This is a genomic window from Bauldia litoralis (genome assembly GCF_900104485.1).
GTDB lineage: Bacteria > Pseudomonadota > Alphaproteobacteria > Rhizobiales > Kaistiaceae > Bauldia > Bauldia litoralis.
In genome coordinates this window covers 19,434-35,165 of record NZ_FMXQ01000003.1, presented here as the reverse complement: position 1 = coordinate 35,165, position 15,732 = coordinate 19,434, and the positions used below count along the sequence as shown (strand labels likewise).

Sequence of the window (15,732 nt, the reverse complement as noted above, 5' to 3'; positions counted from 1 at the left end):
AGATCGGGCCCGCAAGAAGGAAAGGAGTGTCGCATGCGTAAGTTGACTCTACTGGCAGGAATCCTCGCGGCCACCGTGATGTCGTCGCCGATGGCGACGGTCCCGGCCGCAGCCGCTGACGAAACGATCCCCGTGATCGTCAAGAACACCTCTTCGTTCTATTGGCAGATCCTTCTCGCCGGTGCGCGCAAGGCGGGCAAGGAACTCGATATCAACGTCGCCGAACTCGGTCCGCAGGTGGATACCGATATCGCTGGCCAGATCTCAATTCTCGAGAACGCGGTTGCCAACAATCCGCTCGCGGTCGTCATCGCGGCTTCGCAGTACGAAGCGCTGGGGCGGCCGATCGACGAAGCGGCGACCAAAACCAAGGTTGTGGGTGTCGATTCCGGCGCGAATACCGAATCATATGTGTCCTTCGTGACCACCAACAACGTCGAGGGTGGCCGCGCCGCTGGCAAGGCGCTTGCCGAGGCGATCGCGGCCAAATACGGCAAGCCGGAGGGTGAAGTCTTCATCATCACGTCCGTACCAGGCGCCGGCTCGCTCGATGCGCGCGCCGAGGGCTTCAAGGCGGTGATGGCCGAAGAATATCCGGACATCACCATCGTTGCCGACAAGGTGGCCGACGGCCAGATCACCACGGGCCTCAACATCGCCAACGACGTGATGCTTGCCTATCCGAACCTTCGCGGCGCCTTCGCCTCGAGTGAGGAAATGGCGCTGGGTGTGACGCAGGCGGTGACCGGCAACAACGCCGAGGACAAGGTCATGGTCGTCGCTTTCGACAGCAACGAGCAACTGGTCCAGCGGCTCGCCGACGGCGAGGTCGCTGCCCTTATCGTCCAGGACCCCTTCCGCATGGGCTATGACTCGGTGAAGATCGCCTACGCTGCGGCCAAGGGTGAAGACGTGCCGAAGGACGTCGACACCGGTGTGAATGTCATCACCAAGGAGAACATGGACACCGATCGCTCCAAGGAACTCCTCAACCCGAAGATCGACTGAAGTCGACATTCCGTCGGGTTCTCTGATGTCCGTTTCGTCCTCCCACTCGACGAAGACCGATTTCCCGCGGCGCCCCGGCGCCGCGGGAAACGACGAGGGCGGAAATCCGAATCACGTCACTCCGCTTCTTGAACTGCGCAGCCTGGACAAGCGCTTCATCGGTACGCATGCGCTGAAGGAAGTCGACCTCTCCTTCAATGCCGGCGAGATCCACGCGATCGTCGGCGAGAATGGCGCCGGCAAGTCGACCCTGATCAAGATCCTCACCGGTGCCTACCAGCGGAGTTCCGGCGACATCTTGTGGAACGGAAAGTCGCTGTCCCTGTCGACGCCGCTCCAGGCGCTCGATCTGGGTATCAATGCCGTCCATCAGGAAGTTGTTCTCTGTCCGCATCTCTCTGTCGCCGCCAACATGTTCCTTGGCATCGAGCAGGCCCGTTTCGGCTTCCTGCGCCACCGGGCGATGGTCCGTGAGGCGCAGAAGATCCTCGACAGCCTCGGCTTCGATCTTCCCGCCGCCGCGATGCTCAACACGCTCACCATCGGCCAGCAGCAACTCGTCGCCACGGCGCGCGCCGCGAGCCGGGGTTGTCGATTCCTGATCCTCGACGAGCCGACGGCCTATCTCACCCGCGCTGAGACCGACCAGCTCTTCACGCTGATCCGGCGTCTTCACGGGGAAGGGGTGACGATCGTCTATATCAGCCACCGGATGGAGGAGATTTTCGAGCTCGCGGAGCGGGTCTCGGTCCTTCGCGATGGCCGTCTGATCGCGACCCGCGTCGTTGCCGAGACCAACCCGGACGAACTGATCCGCGACATGGTCGCACGCTCGATCGACGAGGTTCACTACAAGGAACAGATCGCCCCGGGTGAGCCGCTACTTGAGGTCGAGGGGCTCTCCGGTCCGGGCTTCCACGACGTATCGCTGACCGTCCGCCGTGGCGAGATCGTCGGTCTCTATGGCTTGATCGGCGCCGGGCGCAGCGAGTTCGCCCAGGCTGTCTTCGGCCGTCGCGAGCGGACTGCCGGTCAGATGCGGATGCACGGCAAGCCGGTCAACATCCGCTCGGTCCCGGATGCGATCCGGGCGGGGGTTGTGCTCCTCCCCGAGAGCCGTCGCGACCAGGGGCTTTGTCTCAATCTCGACGTTCGATTCAATCTGGCGCTGCCATCGTTCCGCCAACTCAGCGCCGGCGGCTTCGTCCGCCGCAGCGAGGAGCGTCGCGTCGCCGAGACCCAGATCTCCGATCTCAACATCGCGACCGCCGGGCCTGGGGCCCAGGCGCTGACGCTGTCGGGCGGCAACCAGCAGAAGATCGTCATCGGCAAGTGGCTCAACCACGGCGCCGAGCTGTTCATCTTCGACGAACCGACGGTCGGCGTCGACGTCGGCACCAAGGTGCAGATCTACCAGCTCTTCGCCGAGCTCCTGCGCAAGGGCGCGGGGATCATCATCATTTCGTCCTACTTGCCAGAGGTTTACGACCTCGCCGACACGCTCCATGTGTTTCGGCGTGGCGAGATCGCGGCGACCTATTCCGCCCGCGCCGTCGATCACGAGACGATCCTCGGCAAGGCGATCGGCAATTGACGCAGGAAAGCCCCGGGAATCGCGGCCATGAGTGAAAGCACCATCCAGGACGGGACGCCGAGCGCGGCGACGGAGAAACGCCAGCTTCAGCTCGGCTTTCTCAGAAGCCTGACGCTGCTCTTCCTCCTAGTGCTGATCTGGGTTGCCCTGTCGTTTGCCACCGACAGCTTCTTCACCGCGGCCAATATCTCGAACCTGATGCGCCAGGGCGCGCTGTGGGCGATCATCGCGGTTGGCCAGACCTTCGTCATCGTCACCGGCGGCATCGACCTCTCGGTCGGCGCCGTCGTTGGCCTGTCGAGCACGGTGGTGGCAATCCTGCTCAAGGCGGACCTGCCGATCTGGGCTGCGGTATTCTGCACGCTTGCCATCGGGCCGGCGGTCGGCAGCTTCCATGCCTTTGGAATCCTGCGCATGGGGCTGCCGCCCTTCATCATGACGCTGGCCACGCTGACAGGCCTGCGCGGGCTCGGCCTCCTCCTCACCAACGGGCTGACCATCACGGGCATGCCGCCGGAGTTTGTCGACTTTTCGCGCGAAACCTTCCTCGGGCTTCCCACGCTGTTCTGGATGGTGGTCATTGTCGTGGTGCCGGCCTACCTTCTGCTGCATCACACCATCTGGGGGCGGTATGTCTACGCGGTCGGCAGCAATGCTGAGGCGGCGCGCCTTTCTGGCGTCAGCAACGCCCGCACCATCTACCTCGTCTACATCACCTCGGCGACCTGCGCCGCCTTTGCCGGTATCCTGACCGCCAGCCGCATCGGCGTCGGCGTCGCGACCACGGGCGAGGGGTGGGAACTGCAATCCATCGCCGCGGCGGTGATCGGCGGCGCCAGCCTCTTTGGCGCGGTCGGCAGCATCCCCGGCCCGCTACTGGGGTCGATCCTGCTGACCACCATCAGCAACGGCGCCAATCTTCTCAACGTGAACCCTTTCTGGCAGCGGATCATCACCGGTGCCCTTATCATCGTCATCGTCTGGCTCGACCAGATGCGCCGTTCCGGCCGTCGCTGACGTCTCTCGCCGCCCATTCTTCAAGTCATCAACCGGAGCTGTAATGAGCCTGCATCTTGGCATCGATACCGGCGGCACCTTCACTGACTTCGTGCTTTATGACGAAGCCGGCAGGGAACTGACCGCATGGAAGGTCCTGTCCACGCCGTCCGATCCGACCGACGCGATCCTGCGTGGGCTGGAGACCATCGACGATGTCGGCCGCATCGCCTCGATCCGCCTCGGCACCACGGTCGCCACCAACGCGCTGCTTGAGCGGCGGGGCGCCCGTGTCGCCTATGTCGCGACGCGGGGTTTCCGTGACGTGCCCTTCATCCAGCGGGGCAATCGGCGCGCGCATTACGATCTGACCTGGGTCAAGCCGAAGCCGTTCTGCCTTCGCCGCGACGCCTACGAACTGAACGAGCGCGTCGACCACCACGGCACCGTGCTGATCCCGCTCGACGAAACGGAAGTGCGGGCGCTGGCGCGAAAGCTTCGCGACGAAGGCGAGGTTCAGGCGGTGGCCGTGAATCTCATGTTCTCCTTCGTTCGCCCGGATCACGAACTTTCGGTCCGCGAGATCTTCGCCGAAGAGGCGCCGGGGCTGCCGATTTCGCTCTCCTACGAGATCGATCCGCGCTGGAAGGAAGACCAGCGCGCCATGACGACGCTGGCCGACGCCTATGTGAAGCCCATCGTCGGGCGCCAGGTACGCAGCTTCCGCGAGAAGGTGGCTGCTGCCGGCGTCACCGGCCGCATGGCGATGATGAAGTCCAACGGCAGCGAGATGGCGGCAGAGGCGGCGGAGGAGCAGCCCGTCCATCTTGCCGTCTCCGGCCCGACCGGCGGCGTCATCGGCGCCAAGCATCTCGCGGCGCTCAAGTCGATCGGCAACCTTGCGACACTCGATATCGGCGGGACGTCGACCGACGTGGCGCTGGTGGTGAAAGGCGTCGAGCGATTCACCGACGACTACGAGCTGGAATTCGGCATTCCGCTTCGTGTTCCGATGATCGACATTCGCACCATCGGGGCCGGCGGCGGCTCCATCGCGTCGCTGGACAAGGTCGGGGGTCTCCATGTCGGCCCGCACAGCGCCGGCGCCAATCCGGGGCCGGCCTGCTATGGCTTCGGCGGAACGCAGCCGACGGTGACGGACGCCAACCTGGTGCTCGGTCGCATCGAGCCGGACGCCTTCCTTGGCGGCCGCATGCGCCTCGATGTGGAGGCGGCGCGCCGCGCCGTCGCCACGGTCGCCAATCCCCACGGCTGGTCGGTGGAGCGGGCGTCGCTCGCCATCGTCCGCATCATGAACAACAACATGGTCGGCGCGCTTCGCGCCGTGCTCGTCGAGCAGGGCCACGACCCGAGGGACTTCGCGCTCCTGACCTATGGTGGCGCCGGTCCGCTTCATGTCTGCGATCTCCTGCACGAGGCAAACATCCCTCGCGGCATCATCCCCAACCACCCGGGCCAGTTTTCGGCCTACGGCTTCACCATGGCCGACGCCCGCAGCGACCGCCGCCGCTCGGTGCTGATGAGTTCGCGCCGCTTCGATATCGACCGGGCCAACGCAATCATGGAAGACCTGTCGGAGACGGTGCTCGCCGATCTGCGCCGTCAGGGACATACCAGCGATGTCACGCTGCAGCGGTCCTTGCAGATGCGGTATCTCGGCCAGAATTACGAACTCGAGCTGCCGCTCTCGATCGATCGCTTCACCGAGGCGAATCTCGGCTCTGTCTGGGACGATTTCCATCGCGTTTTCGAGGAGCGATACCGCTTCAACCTGCCCTCCGAGTCGATCGAGGTGGTCGACATGGGATGTACGGCCGTTGCCGCGATCTCGAAGCCGGATCTGCCCCGTCTGCCGGAAGGCATGCCGGAAGCCGCGCCTGCGTCGCGCCGCCAGGTGGTGTTCGAGGAGGGGACTCTCGACACGCCGGTCTACCGACGGTCCGATCTTGCGGCGGGACAGTCCTTTGCCGGTCCGGCCCTGGTCGACGAGGATGTCTCGGTCACCGTGGTGCGCCCCGGCTACCAGCTTGCCGTCGACGACCACGGAAATCTCGAAATCACGCGCGCCTGACCCGGAGCCGATACGATGCGTTTTTCACCCAACGGCTTTTACATCGACAGCTACGGCAAGTGCGCCAACTGCGGTGTCCTTCTCTATGACGAGGACCATGCGCTTCGTCATGACGACCGCAGCTTCTGCAGCGAGTGGTGCCTGACCTGGTCGAAGAGACCCGCCGACGATGCATCGCCCTTGCCGCTTGAGGGCGCGAAGCACACCTATGCCGGGGCGACCGACGTCGTCGACCTCAAGATCCTCGACGGCAACCTGGCGTCGATCTGCCGGGATATGGGAACGACGGTGATGCGCACGGCGTATTCGCCGATCTTCAGCGAGTCGCTGGATTTCACCTGCGGACTCTTCGACCGTCGCGGTGAGATGATCGCGGTCGGCGACTTCTGCCCGTCGATGATTGGCGGCATGCCGTTGATCGTTCGGACCATCGTCGAGGAGATCCCTCTCGACGAGATGCACGAGGGCGATGTCATCGTCCACAACGATCCCTATCGCGGCGGCATGCACACGCCGGAGCACACCTTCCTCAAGCCGATCTTCCTCGACGGCGAGATCGTCGGCTTCGCGGGCGCGATCGGTCATATCGGCGAGATCGGCGGCATGGTGCCGGGGAGCTTCTACGCCGAGGCCACCGAGATTTTCGCCGAGGGGCTTCGCATTCCCCCGGTCAAGATCAAGGCGCGCGGCAAGGACCAGCCTGACGTTTGGCGGCTGATGCTTGCCAACGTCCGAACGCCGCGAGCGAATTACGGGGACTACCGCGCATTGATCGCCGGCGCCGACCTGGGTGAGCGGCGCGTTCTCGAACTGATCGAGCGTTACGGGCTGGCCAGGTTCGAGCGCGCCTGCGCCGACCTTCTCGACTATTCGGAGGCGCGGATGCGCGCCGAGATCGCCGAGGTGCCTTCCGGCTCCTATGGCTTCACGGACGTCATGGAGGACGACGGCATCACCGTCGACACACTCACGATCAACGTCAAGGTGATGATCCAGGGCGACGAGGCGATTGTCGACTATGCCGGGACATCGCCGCAGACCCGCGGTCCGATGAACACGCCGCTCAGCATCCCGCAGGCGGCGTCCTACAACGCCTTCCTCCAGATCTGCGATTTCACGATCCCCAAGAATGCCGGCTGCTTCCGTCCGATCAAGGTCCTCGTCCAGCCGGGAAGCCTGCTCAATGTCGAGTTTCCGGCGCCTTCGGTCGGCGGCAATACCGAGTGCCATCCGCGCATCGTCTACACCGTGCTCGGCGCCCTGGCCAAGGCTGTGCCCGATCGCGTTCCGGCCGCCGATGGCGGAACATGGTCGAACTTCTTGTTCGGCGGCACTCATCCGGAGACCGGCGAATACTACACCTCCTATGATCTTCACACCGTCGGATGGGGCGGGCGACCCGGGGCCGACGGCAACGATGCGGTCGGCAGCATGAACGGCAACTGCCGCACCGTCCCCGTCGAGGTGTACGAGACCCGCTACCCGTGGCTGGTCGAGGACTGGTCGCTGGTGCCGGGTTCCGGTGGCGCCGGAGAATTCCGTGGCGGCCTCGGCATGCAGAAGACGATCCGCTGTCTTGCACCGGAGATCATCGCCAGCCATGTCGGCGACCGGCATCAGGTGCCGCCATGGGGCCTGCACGGCGGAGGCCCGGCCGGTCTCGCCTCGACGGTGTTCAAGGTCGCGGGAAGCGACGTGTGGGCGGATGCCCGAACGGTGTATGGCAAGGTCTCGCCGAGCAAGTTCGCCCACGTCACCATCCGCGACGGTGACCGTGTGCATGTGGCGATGTCCGGCGGTGGCGGCTGGGGGGATCCCGCCCGGCGTGACCCGGAGGCCGTCGCCCATGACGTGGCCGAAGGCTACATTTCAACGGCATCGGCCGAACGCGACTATGGGAGCGGGGAGACGACCCCATGACGGCAATCCGCAACTACGATCTTCCCGGACCGAAGGCGCGCGCGGTCCTTGAGACACAGGCGAAATTCCTCTCGCCTTCGATCAGCACCCCGATGCCGCTCGTCTGGGAGCGGGCCGAGGACTGCCGCGTCTACGACGTCGACGGCAACGACTTCATCGACTTCACCTCCGGTGTGCTGGTCGCCAATACCGGGCATTGTCATCCGAAGGTGGTGAAGGCGATCCAGGATCAGGCCGGTCTCCTCCTCAACTGTTACGATTCGGCTCATCCGCTCCGCTCGGCCTTCGTCGAGCGCCTCGCCGGCCTGATGCCGGAAGACCTCGACCGCGTGCTGCTTCTCAGCAGCGGCTCGGAGGCGATCGATGCGGCGCTGAAGATGGCGCGGGTCTCCACCGGGCGAGACGAGATCATCGGATTCGACGGAGCGTTCCACGGTCGGACCTACGGCGCCATGTCGGCTGGCGGTCTTGCTGGGGCGCGGCAGGGCTTCGGGCCCTTCCTGCCGGGCATCCTCCGTGCGCCGTTCCCGGACTATTACCGCATGCAGCCGGGGGAAACGCCGGAGAGCGTCGACGCACACTGTCTCGCCGCGCTCGAGCAGTTGCTTCTCTCCCAGTCGAACGGCGATGTCGCAGCGCTGATCACCGAAACCTACCAGGGAGGCGGGGGGTCGCTCGTCCCGTCGGCGCGCTTCATGCGCGGTGTTCGCGACTTTTGTGACCGCCACGGCATCCTGCTGATCCTCGACGAGGTGCAGGCGAGTTTTGGCCGCACCGGCCGGCTGTTTGCGTTCGAGCATTTCGATATCGTCCCGGACATCGTGGTGGTCGGGAAGGGGATCGCCAGCGGACTGCCGGTTGCTGCAGTCGTGGCGCGAACGCCGATCATGGCTGGCCTCAAGCCGGGATCGCTCAGCAGCACCTTCGGCGGCAATCCGCTCGCCTGCGCGGCCGGTCTCGCCTCCATCGACGTGATCGTTGAGGACGACCTGTCGGGCAATGCGGCGCGCATCGGAACTCATATGACCGGTCGGCTGAAGGCGCTGATGGAGCGGCACCGGCTGGTCGGCGACATACGCGGCATGGGCTTGTCGCTCGCCATCGAGTTTGTCATCGACAAGGAAACGAAGCAGCCCAATCCGGAGGTGGCGCGCGGTTTCGTCGAGCACCTGCTACGGTCGGGCCTCTGCGTGATGGCGCCCATCGGTCGCAATGGCAACGTGTTGCGCATTGCGCCGCCGCTGACCATCACGCGCGAACTTGCCGACGAAGGGCTCGATATCATCGAGGCGTCGCTCCAGGCGTTCTAGGAACCGATTGATGGCGGAAATGACAGATGCGGCATCGGTCGCCCGCGTCCTGCGATTGGCGCCGGACGATCACGTCGGTATCGCGCTCGAAGGGCTTGAGGCTGGCACCAGCCTTTCGCCGGCGTTCCCGGTGACCGTCCGCACTGCGGTGCCGGCCGGGCACAAGGTCGCTCTGGTCGATATCGCCGAGGGCGAGCGCGTCCGCCGGCTTGGGCAGCCGATTGGTGTTGCGGCGGCTTCGATTGTCGCTGGAGACCATGTCCACGAGCACAACCTTGCCTATCCGGGCACGCTCGCCAGCCGGGCCGTTGCGACCAGGGATCCGCTGCCCCTGGCCAATGACATCGCGACCTTCGAGGGGTATCGCCGCGCCGATGGCAGGGCGGCGACCCGCAACTATATCGGCGTGCTGACGACCGTGAATTGCTCGGCGCGGGTGGCCCGCGTCGTCGCCCAGCACTTTACGCCGGAGGTGCTACGCGCCTGGCCGTCGATTGACGGGGTCATGCCGCTGACCCATGCCTCCGGCTGCAGCATCTCGGATGGTACGCCATCGATGGACATGTTGCGTCGAACGCTCGCGGGATATGCGCGCCACCCCAATTTCGTCGGCGTGCTGATCGTCGGGCTGGGTTGCGAGGACAACCAGATCGACCGGCTTTGCAGCGAGACGGGACTTGAGCTGGGCGACGCGATCAGAAGCCTGACGATCCAGGACCTCGGTGGCACCACAGCCTCGGTCCGCGCCGGAATCGCCGCAGTTGAAGCGATGATGGCGGCGGCTGCAGGACAGGAGCGGGTGCCCATTCCCGTCAGTGAACTCGTCGTCGGTCTCCAGTGTGGCGGCTCGGACTCGTTCTCGGGCCTCAGCGCCAATCCCGCCCTTGGCGTCGCCGTCGATCGCCTCGTTGCCCAGGGCGGGACGGCCATCCTGTCGGAGACGCCGGAGATTTACGGAGCGGAGAATCTGCTGCTTCAGAGAGTCGCCGATGAATCGGTCGGACGGGAACTGATCGATCTTCTCGAATGGTGGGACGGCTATACCGCGAAGGAGCCGCACGGGTTCGATCACAACGCATCGCCGGGCAACCGCGCCGGGGGCCTGACGACGATCCTCGAGAAATCACTCGGCGCCGTCGCGAAGGGCGGGACGACGCCGCTCAACGCGGTTTACCGCTATGCGGAGGCGATCACGAAGAGCGGATTGGTCTTCATGGATTCGCCCGGCTTCGACCCGGTCTCGGCAACCGGCCAGGTGGCCAGTGGTGCCAACCTGATCGTCTTCACCACCGGTCGCGGATCCTGCTTCGGCTGCCGTCCGGCGCCATCGCTCAAGCTCGCCACCAACACGCCGCTATTCCAGCGGATGCGCGAGGACATGGATATCAATTGCGGCCTGATCCTCGATGGCCTCGCCACGATCCCGGAGATGGGCGGAACCATCCTCGATGCAATGATCCGCACCGCATCGGGAGAGCAGACCGCGAGCGAGGTCCTCGGCTACGGCGACGACGAGTTCGCGCCATGGCACATCAACGCCTGGACGTGATCCATCAAGCCCGGGGATCAGGAATCCCGCTTGCTTGCCCGAGCGGCTTCGAATTCGGCCCGGGTTGCCTCGTTGGGCGGATAGAGGCCGATGATCGATCGGCCGGCCGCCACCTGTTCCTCGACGAAATCCTCGAAGGCCGTCATTTCTACCGCCTCGGCAACGACTTCCCCGGCGATATCGCGCGGAATGACGACGACGCCTTCCGCATCGCCGGCGACCCAGTCCCCTGGATAGACCGCCACGTCGCCGCAGCCGATCGGCACATCGATATCGATGGCGTGGTGATGGATGAGGTTGGTCGGCGCGGACGGTCCGCGGCAAAAGGCGGGGATGGCCATCGTCGCGATTTCCGCACTGTCGCGCAGGCCTCCATCGGTGACGACGCCGGCAACGCCGCGCATCATCATTCGTCGCACCAGGATGCCGCCGGCCGAGGCGGCCCGGGCGTCGCCGCGTGAGTCGATCACCATCACGGCGCCGGCCGGGATGGTTTCGACTGCGTGGCGCTGGGGATGCTTGGGATCCTGGAAGACGGCAAGCGTATCGAGGTCCTCGCGCGCCGGGATGTAGCGCAGCGTGAAGGCAGGCCCGGCCATCCGGCAGGCCTGCTGATTGAGCGGGCGCGCGCCCTGAATGAATGTGTTGCGGAAGCCGCGCTTGAACAGCGCCGTCGTCAGTGTCGCGGTGCTGACCGCCAGCAACCCGTCACGGATAGCCTTGTCGTCCATCTCCAACATGATCGGATTTCCCTCCCCGTCGCCGGTTTTCACCGGTCCCTTCAGCGACATTCACAACCGAAGCTCTCTCCCTCGCACGGGCCCACCGCTCGCTCAAGCGAACACGTGCCGCCAATCACTGCTCTGCCTTTCGGTCGGGGGAGGCGATCGCGGCGCGTCAGCGCTTGCACCGGACGGCTCTGTGGCTATAGTCCGCGCCGCACCGGCCCCGCGCCGGTCAGGAGGGGTGGCCGAGTGGTTGAAGGCGCACGCCTGGAAAGTGTGTAGGCGGGAAACCGTCTCGGGGGTTCGAATCCCCCTCCCTCCGCCAGCGCGACTCGGCAAACTTTCTCCGAGCCACCTGCTCCCGATGTCAAAGGCGCGGTTCTGCGCTCTTTTGTTGACTGGCCGTTGACTACGACCCACGGCTCTTGGGCTTTTGTTCTCCGTTTGGCCTTGTCTTCTCCAAAGCTCATGACTGCGGCTGTTTGGTACGCAAGTCAGAATCCGAACAATTACAATTGTTTGGCGTCGAGCCGTCTGCCCGAATTTGCTGTTTCTCTCGGCCAGTCGACTGTCTGTTGTTCGGTCACAGCCGACATCTCGGAGAGTCGGCATAACGGCCGCCCGCAGGTGGTCAGCAATTGACCGAATTGGGCGGAAAGCGGTCCTTTGCTGCAGTCTGAACAAACGGCAGCAACGCGCCGGGCGCGCTCATTACCGCCCGAAAGAGGGCTCGGTGTTTTCGCGGAATTCGAGACGAACCGGCGGCGCGAGCGACACCTAGAGGCATCGTCAAGGCGAAGGCTGTTGGCGTCTATAGGGCCGCAAGCCTTCCGTCGACATCGCGGCGATTAAGCGTCTTCGCGACTAGGGCGTCGGGGCGTCGGAGATTGCTAAGCGGCTCAAGACTGGGCGTGCCTCGGTCTTTCGTAACATTCCTCAGCTCAGCAGTCTTGGATCAGCGCCCGCCGGCTTGTCTAAGCCATATCAAAGCGCTCGATTTGCCCGCAGGGCGCACGACTAGCCCCTACCCATCGTCGCAAGCTTCCCGGACGCGCAGGGTGGTCCTCACCGGAAGATTGCAACGCAAAGCGGGCATCTTCACCGTCGGGACATGACCTCGGTCCCTCCGAGTATGGTCCGATCGAAGGTCGTGAGCCCGCCAATCTTGGTCTTGGCCTTGCAAGCTGCTTGGCGCCGGTTCATGTCGTCGAAGGCATCCTGGTTGCACTGGCGAAGGTCCTCGGGGAGGTCGCCAAGGACTCGCTTGCATTCCTTGGTTTGATCGACATAGTCGTTGGTCGCTCGATTGTGGCAATCGATCTGGGCCTGCGTCGGTCCCGCGCCGTTGTTTGGAGCGGCTTCGGCAGAAAACGCACCGAGCGTTATGACGACGCATGCTTGCATCACGATTCGGCTCGCAGATGTTCCGTACATGGTGTCCCTCCGTTGCTGGGTCGTTGATTTCCGATGCGAGCACCATGATCGGAGCGGAGTGAATTGCTGCTGAAGTCGCCGTTCATCTTGCTGACAGACTGACTTCGAGGACCTTAGTCGGCGCACTTGCGGAGGGGCTGCCGCGTGTAACTCCGCCCGAGTCGCTGAATAAGCGTCGGGGTGACACACCCGCAACACGGGAACCAAAAATGGTAGAGTCCCCCGCCGATCAGGATGAACGGCCAGTTCAGAAGGCGTTCATGGCATCGTCGGCATCTTGCGCCAACGTTGACCGGATGGCGGTCGGCGGTCACCAGACGGAGGACATCATGGCCTACCTGACCCGCGCCGCGACCAGGATTGGCCGCACCACAGTAATCGCCCTTGCACTCGCCGCCTCTACCCTGACGGCAGGAGGCGCCCAGAGCGCCGGTAATACCAGCGAAGTCAACATCGGCGGTGTCAACCTCAATGCCTACTGCCAAAAGACATTCGGTGACGGCTTCAAGTCGGCTCTGATCGGCACAACCGCGGGCGACTGGACATGCGAGCGCAGCGCCGGGGACCGTCGCCCGATCTCGGTCAAAGACGCCTGCACCATGCAATATGGCAAACCCGGGCTGAAGGCCCGCGCGCTCAACTGGAGCGACGCCACCTCCTGGCGCTGTTTCCAGACGGTTTCGTTGCCGCCTCCGCCCGTCTACAAGGGCGTCAACCTTAACAACTACTGCGTCAAGACCTTCGGCAGCAGCTTCAAGTCGGTGCTGATCGGCAAAACAGCCGGCGACTGGACATGTGAGCGTAGCGCCGGGGACCGCCGCCCGATCTCGGTCAAGACCGCCTGCGTCATGCAGTATGGCAACGCCGTCAAGCAAGCGAAGGCGCTCGACTGGAATAACCCGCTGTCCTGGGTCTGCGTTCTATGAGCTGGTCGATGATGCGTGATCGGCACTCAACGCCTCGGCGGCGATAATTGGAAAGGCGGTCTTCGGGCCGCTTTTTCTATCAGGCCGCCCGCTGCGAGATGTGGGCCGAGGAATTCTGTTGCCAATCCCTATTCGTCGGGATTAACTCGCTCACGGCTAACGTGGGCGCGGTCGACACGACCGCTGCCTTTAGGTCGCGAAGGGGTGCCGACATGCGCCTGTTGATCGCCGCTGGCCTTCTCATGATATGCTCGATCCTGGCAGAAGCCGCGATCGCCAAACCCAAAATCGTCTCGAACGGCTGCACTGCGGCCCAGATTCAGTCTCCATCTGCGTCATCCTGCATCGACCAGATGGAGTCCGATATCATCCACAATAGGCCCACCACCCATGCCGTATACTGCTCGTCGACCGGCAAGATCCTGTGTTGCGCATACGATGGGAATGGCCAAGTTGTGGATCATTCCTGCACCGTGGTTGGCCTGAGGCGGCCGTTGGAAGGCCTCAGGGCGCCGACGACGAACGGTGTCCTTGCGCCGCAGTAATGAGCGGCAGCTACGACGGCACGCCGGGACGAAAAAAGAACTGCCTGGACAAATTCGTCGCTGATCGCCCGACTGCCACGTGACGTCCGGTTCGGGTCGTCAGGAGCCGTCATTCCCAGCCGAGATGTCTAACGCAGCTTTGGGCCGATAGCACCAAAGATGATTTTGTAGCTTCGGGCGGAGGCGGTCATTCGCTGCATTCTGAACAAACGGCGGCAACGCGTCGCCATGAGCGGACTTGACGTCGGGACCCGATACTGCGTGGCTGCGTCAGCAGCGGCTAGTGCTCCCGCGCTACAGCAATTCAAGCTGATCGAGTTCGGAAGAGCCACCGGCGAAGCCCTCGGCAATCTTGCCGGCCTCTGCTCAGCCGGTCATCTTGATTGTCGCCGTCCAACGGGCATTGATCACGATCGCGCTGGTCGGCGCAGCCGCACGACAAGCGCCGCCAGTTCGGCTTGCCGCCGCGTATTTGTTTTTGCGAATATGGCCTTTAGCTGAGTGCGGGCCGTCTCGCGGCCGACACCGAGCGAAGCGGCCGCAGTATCGATGCCAGTTCCCGCAGCAAGTTGTGCTGCGAGCTTGGCCTCAGCGGCAGTCAGACCGAAAGCTACGCTGAGGAGCATCGCGTCGGGTCGCTGCGGCGACGTGAGGTCTGTCAGGAGCAGGATCGTCCGTCCGCCGCTGAAGAAATCGCTGCCGAAGGCCGTTACCGGCATTGCTTCGACCAGAAGCCACGGCGCTCCTTCTCGATCGACAACGACCGGCGGGTGTTGGGGAAGACCGCCGCGCATCGCAGTCTGCGACAACGCGATCAGTTGTTGCAGGCGCCGATTGCTGACGCGGCCGCCCGCTACCGGGCGGCCCCTGGACAGGTAAAAATCCTCCCCGAACAGACGCTCCGCGGCCGGATTCAGGTGTCGCACGATGCCAACCGCGTCGATCACTAGAGCGGCGCACCGGACTTGTTCCAGCGCCGCCAGTTCCGACGCAACGCCGAAGCCAGAGATCTTCTCGGCGATCCCCACGAACCTCGCCAGATGCGGACCGATCGCGGAGAAATAGCGCGCCTCTTCGATCGTAAAGGGACCTCGCCTTGCGGCGCGATAGAGTGGCAGGCACCACGAACAGCCTTCGACGGAGAATCGAGCGACCGCCCACCAGTCTCGATTTCCTGCGCGCGCGGTCTCCTGATAGTAGGGCAGCGTCCGGCGTTCTTCCTCCGTTGAGACATGCTCCTCTAGGACAAAGGCGCCGCCGGCGTTGACGGCCGATCCCCTGACAATGTGCGGGTCTTGGGCGTGTGGTTCGTTTTGGATCCATAGCTGTGCGAAGTCCTCGTGCCCATCCGATCGCGGCATCCTGTGCGGGTCGCCGACGGCGTCCCACGTCGCAAAAGTGCAGCTTTCGGCGCCGAGAGACTCTCCGAGAATCTGCAGGGCAACCGGCAGCCGGCCCGGCGCGAGGATTGCGTCGTAGCAAGATTCGATGGCGCGCTGGGTTTGCTCAGACAGATGCATGGAGCCAGCTCCGGAGCAGAATCTATAGCGGGCATTCGGAACGCGGGAAAGACAGGTGACCGGAAGCGGCCGCTTCGGGCGAGCAATGCTTCACCCGTTCGGGTGATGCGTGA

The 15,732-nt window shown here is 64.2% G+C and carries 11 protein-coding genes and 1 tRNA gene; 9 read left to right on the top strand and 3 right to left on the bottom strand.

Annotated elements, in window-relative coordinates:
• Positions 1–33: 33 nt before the first annotated feature.
• The 7 genes from BLT60_RS07455 to BLT60_RS07425 are packed head-to-tail and all read left to right on the top strand — an operon-like array spanning position 34 to position 10,469.
• Positions 34–1,008, top strand: coding sequence for an ABC transporter substrate-binding protein (locus BLT60_RS07455; protein ID WP_090875809.1), 975 nt, complete (start codon positions 34–36; stop codon positions 1,006–1,008).
• A gap of 25 nt (positions 1,009–1,033) precedes the next feature.
• Positions 1,034–2,602, top strand: coding sequence for a sugar ABC transporter ATP-binding protein (locus BLT60_RS07450; RefSeq protein WP_090875808.1), 1,569 nt, complete (start codon positions 1,034–1,036; stop codon positions 2,600–2,602).
• 27 nt (positions 2,603–2,629) lie between these two features.
• The gene (locus BLT60_RS07445) at positions 2,630–3,619 is read left to right on the top strand and encodes an ABC transporter permease (protein ID WP_090875807.1); all 990 of its coding nucleotides are present in this window, start codon (positions 2,630–2,632) and stop codon (positions 3,617–3,619) included.
• A gap of 43 nt (positions 3,620–3,662) precedes the next feature.
• A complete protein-coding gene (locus BLT60_RS07440; protein ID WP_090875806.1) occupies positions 3,663–5,690 on the top strand; it encodes a hydantoinase/oxoprolinase family protein in 2,028 nt (675 codons plus the stop codon).
• 15 nt (positions 5,691–5,705) lie between these two features.
• Entirely contained in the window at positions 5,706–7,610 is a 1,905-nt protein-coding gene (locus BLT60_RS07435) for a hydantoinase B/oxoprolinase family protein (RefSeq protein WP_090875805.1), read from the top strand.
• On the top strand, positions 7,607–8,920 hold the full coding sequence (locus BLT60_RS07430) for an aspartate aminotransferase family protein (RefSeq protein WP_090875804.1): 1,314 nt from the start codon (positions 7,607–7,609) through the stop codon (positions 8,918–8,920). The genes BLT60_RS07435 and BLT60_RS07430 overlap by 4 nt, the downstream gene beginning before the upstream one ends.
• A gap of 19 nt (positions 8,921–8,939) precedes the next feature.
• On the top strand, positions 8,940–10,469 hold the full coding sequence (locus BLT60_RS07425; RefSeq protein WP_090876306.1) for a UxaA family hydrolase: 1,530 nt from the start codon (positions 8,940–8,942) through the stop codon (positions 10,467–10,469).
• A 17-nt stretch (positions 10,470–10,486) separates the two neighbouring features.
• On the opposite strand, the gene BLT60_RS07420 is transcribed toward BLT60_RS07425, so the two are convergent.
• The gene (locus tag BLT60_RS07420) at positions 10,487–11,209 is read right to left on the bottom strand and encodes a ribonuclease activity regulator RraA (RefSeq protein WP_090876305.1); all 723 of its coding nucleotides are present in this window, start codon (positions 11,207–11,209) and stop codon (positions 10,487–10,489) included.
• Positions 11,210–11,429: 220 nt separating this feature from the next.
• Here BLT60_RS07420 and BLT60_RS07415 point away from each other — a divergent pair.
• Positions 11,430–11,519 (top strand) — tRNA-Ser (locus tag BLT60_RS07415).
• Positions 11,520–12,292: 773 nt separating this feature from the next.
• On the opposite strand, the gene BLT60_RS07410 is transcribed toward BLT60_RS07415, so the two are convergent.
• Positions 12,293–12,628, bottom strand: a complete 336-nt coding sequence (locus tag BLT60_RS07410) for a hypothetical protein (protein WP_139167778.1) — start codon at positions 12,626–12,628, stop codon at positions 12,293–12,295.
• A 329-nt stretch (positions 12,629–12,957) separates the two neighbouring features.
• Here BLT60_RS07410 and BLT60_RS07405 point away from each other — a divergent pair, with 329 nt between their 5' ends.
• A complete protein-coding gene (locus BLT60_RS07405; RefSeq protein ID WP_139167777.1) occupies positions 12,958–13,554 on the top strand; it encodes a hypothetical protein in 597 nt (198 codons plus the stop codon).
• A gap of 952 nt (positions 13,555–14,506) precedes the next feature.
• On the opposite strand, the gene BLT60_RS07395 is transcribed toward BLT60_RS07405, so the two are convergent.
• Positions 14,507–15,619, bottom strand: a complete 1,113-nt coding sequence (locus BLT60_RS07395) for a helix-turn-helix transcriptional regulator (RefSeq protein ID WP_090875800.1) — start codon at positions 15,617–15,619, stop codon at positions 14,507–14,509.
• Between the last annotated feature and the right edge of the window lie 113 nt (positions 15,620–15,732).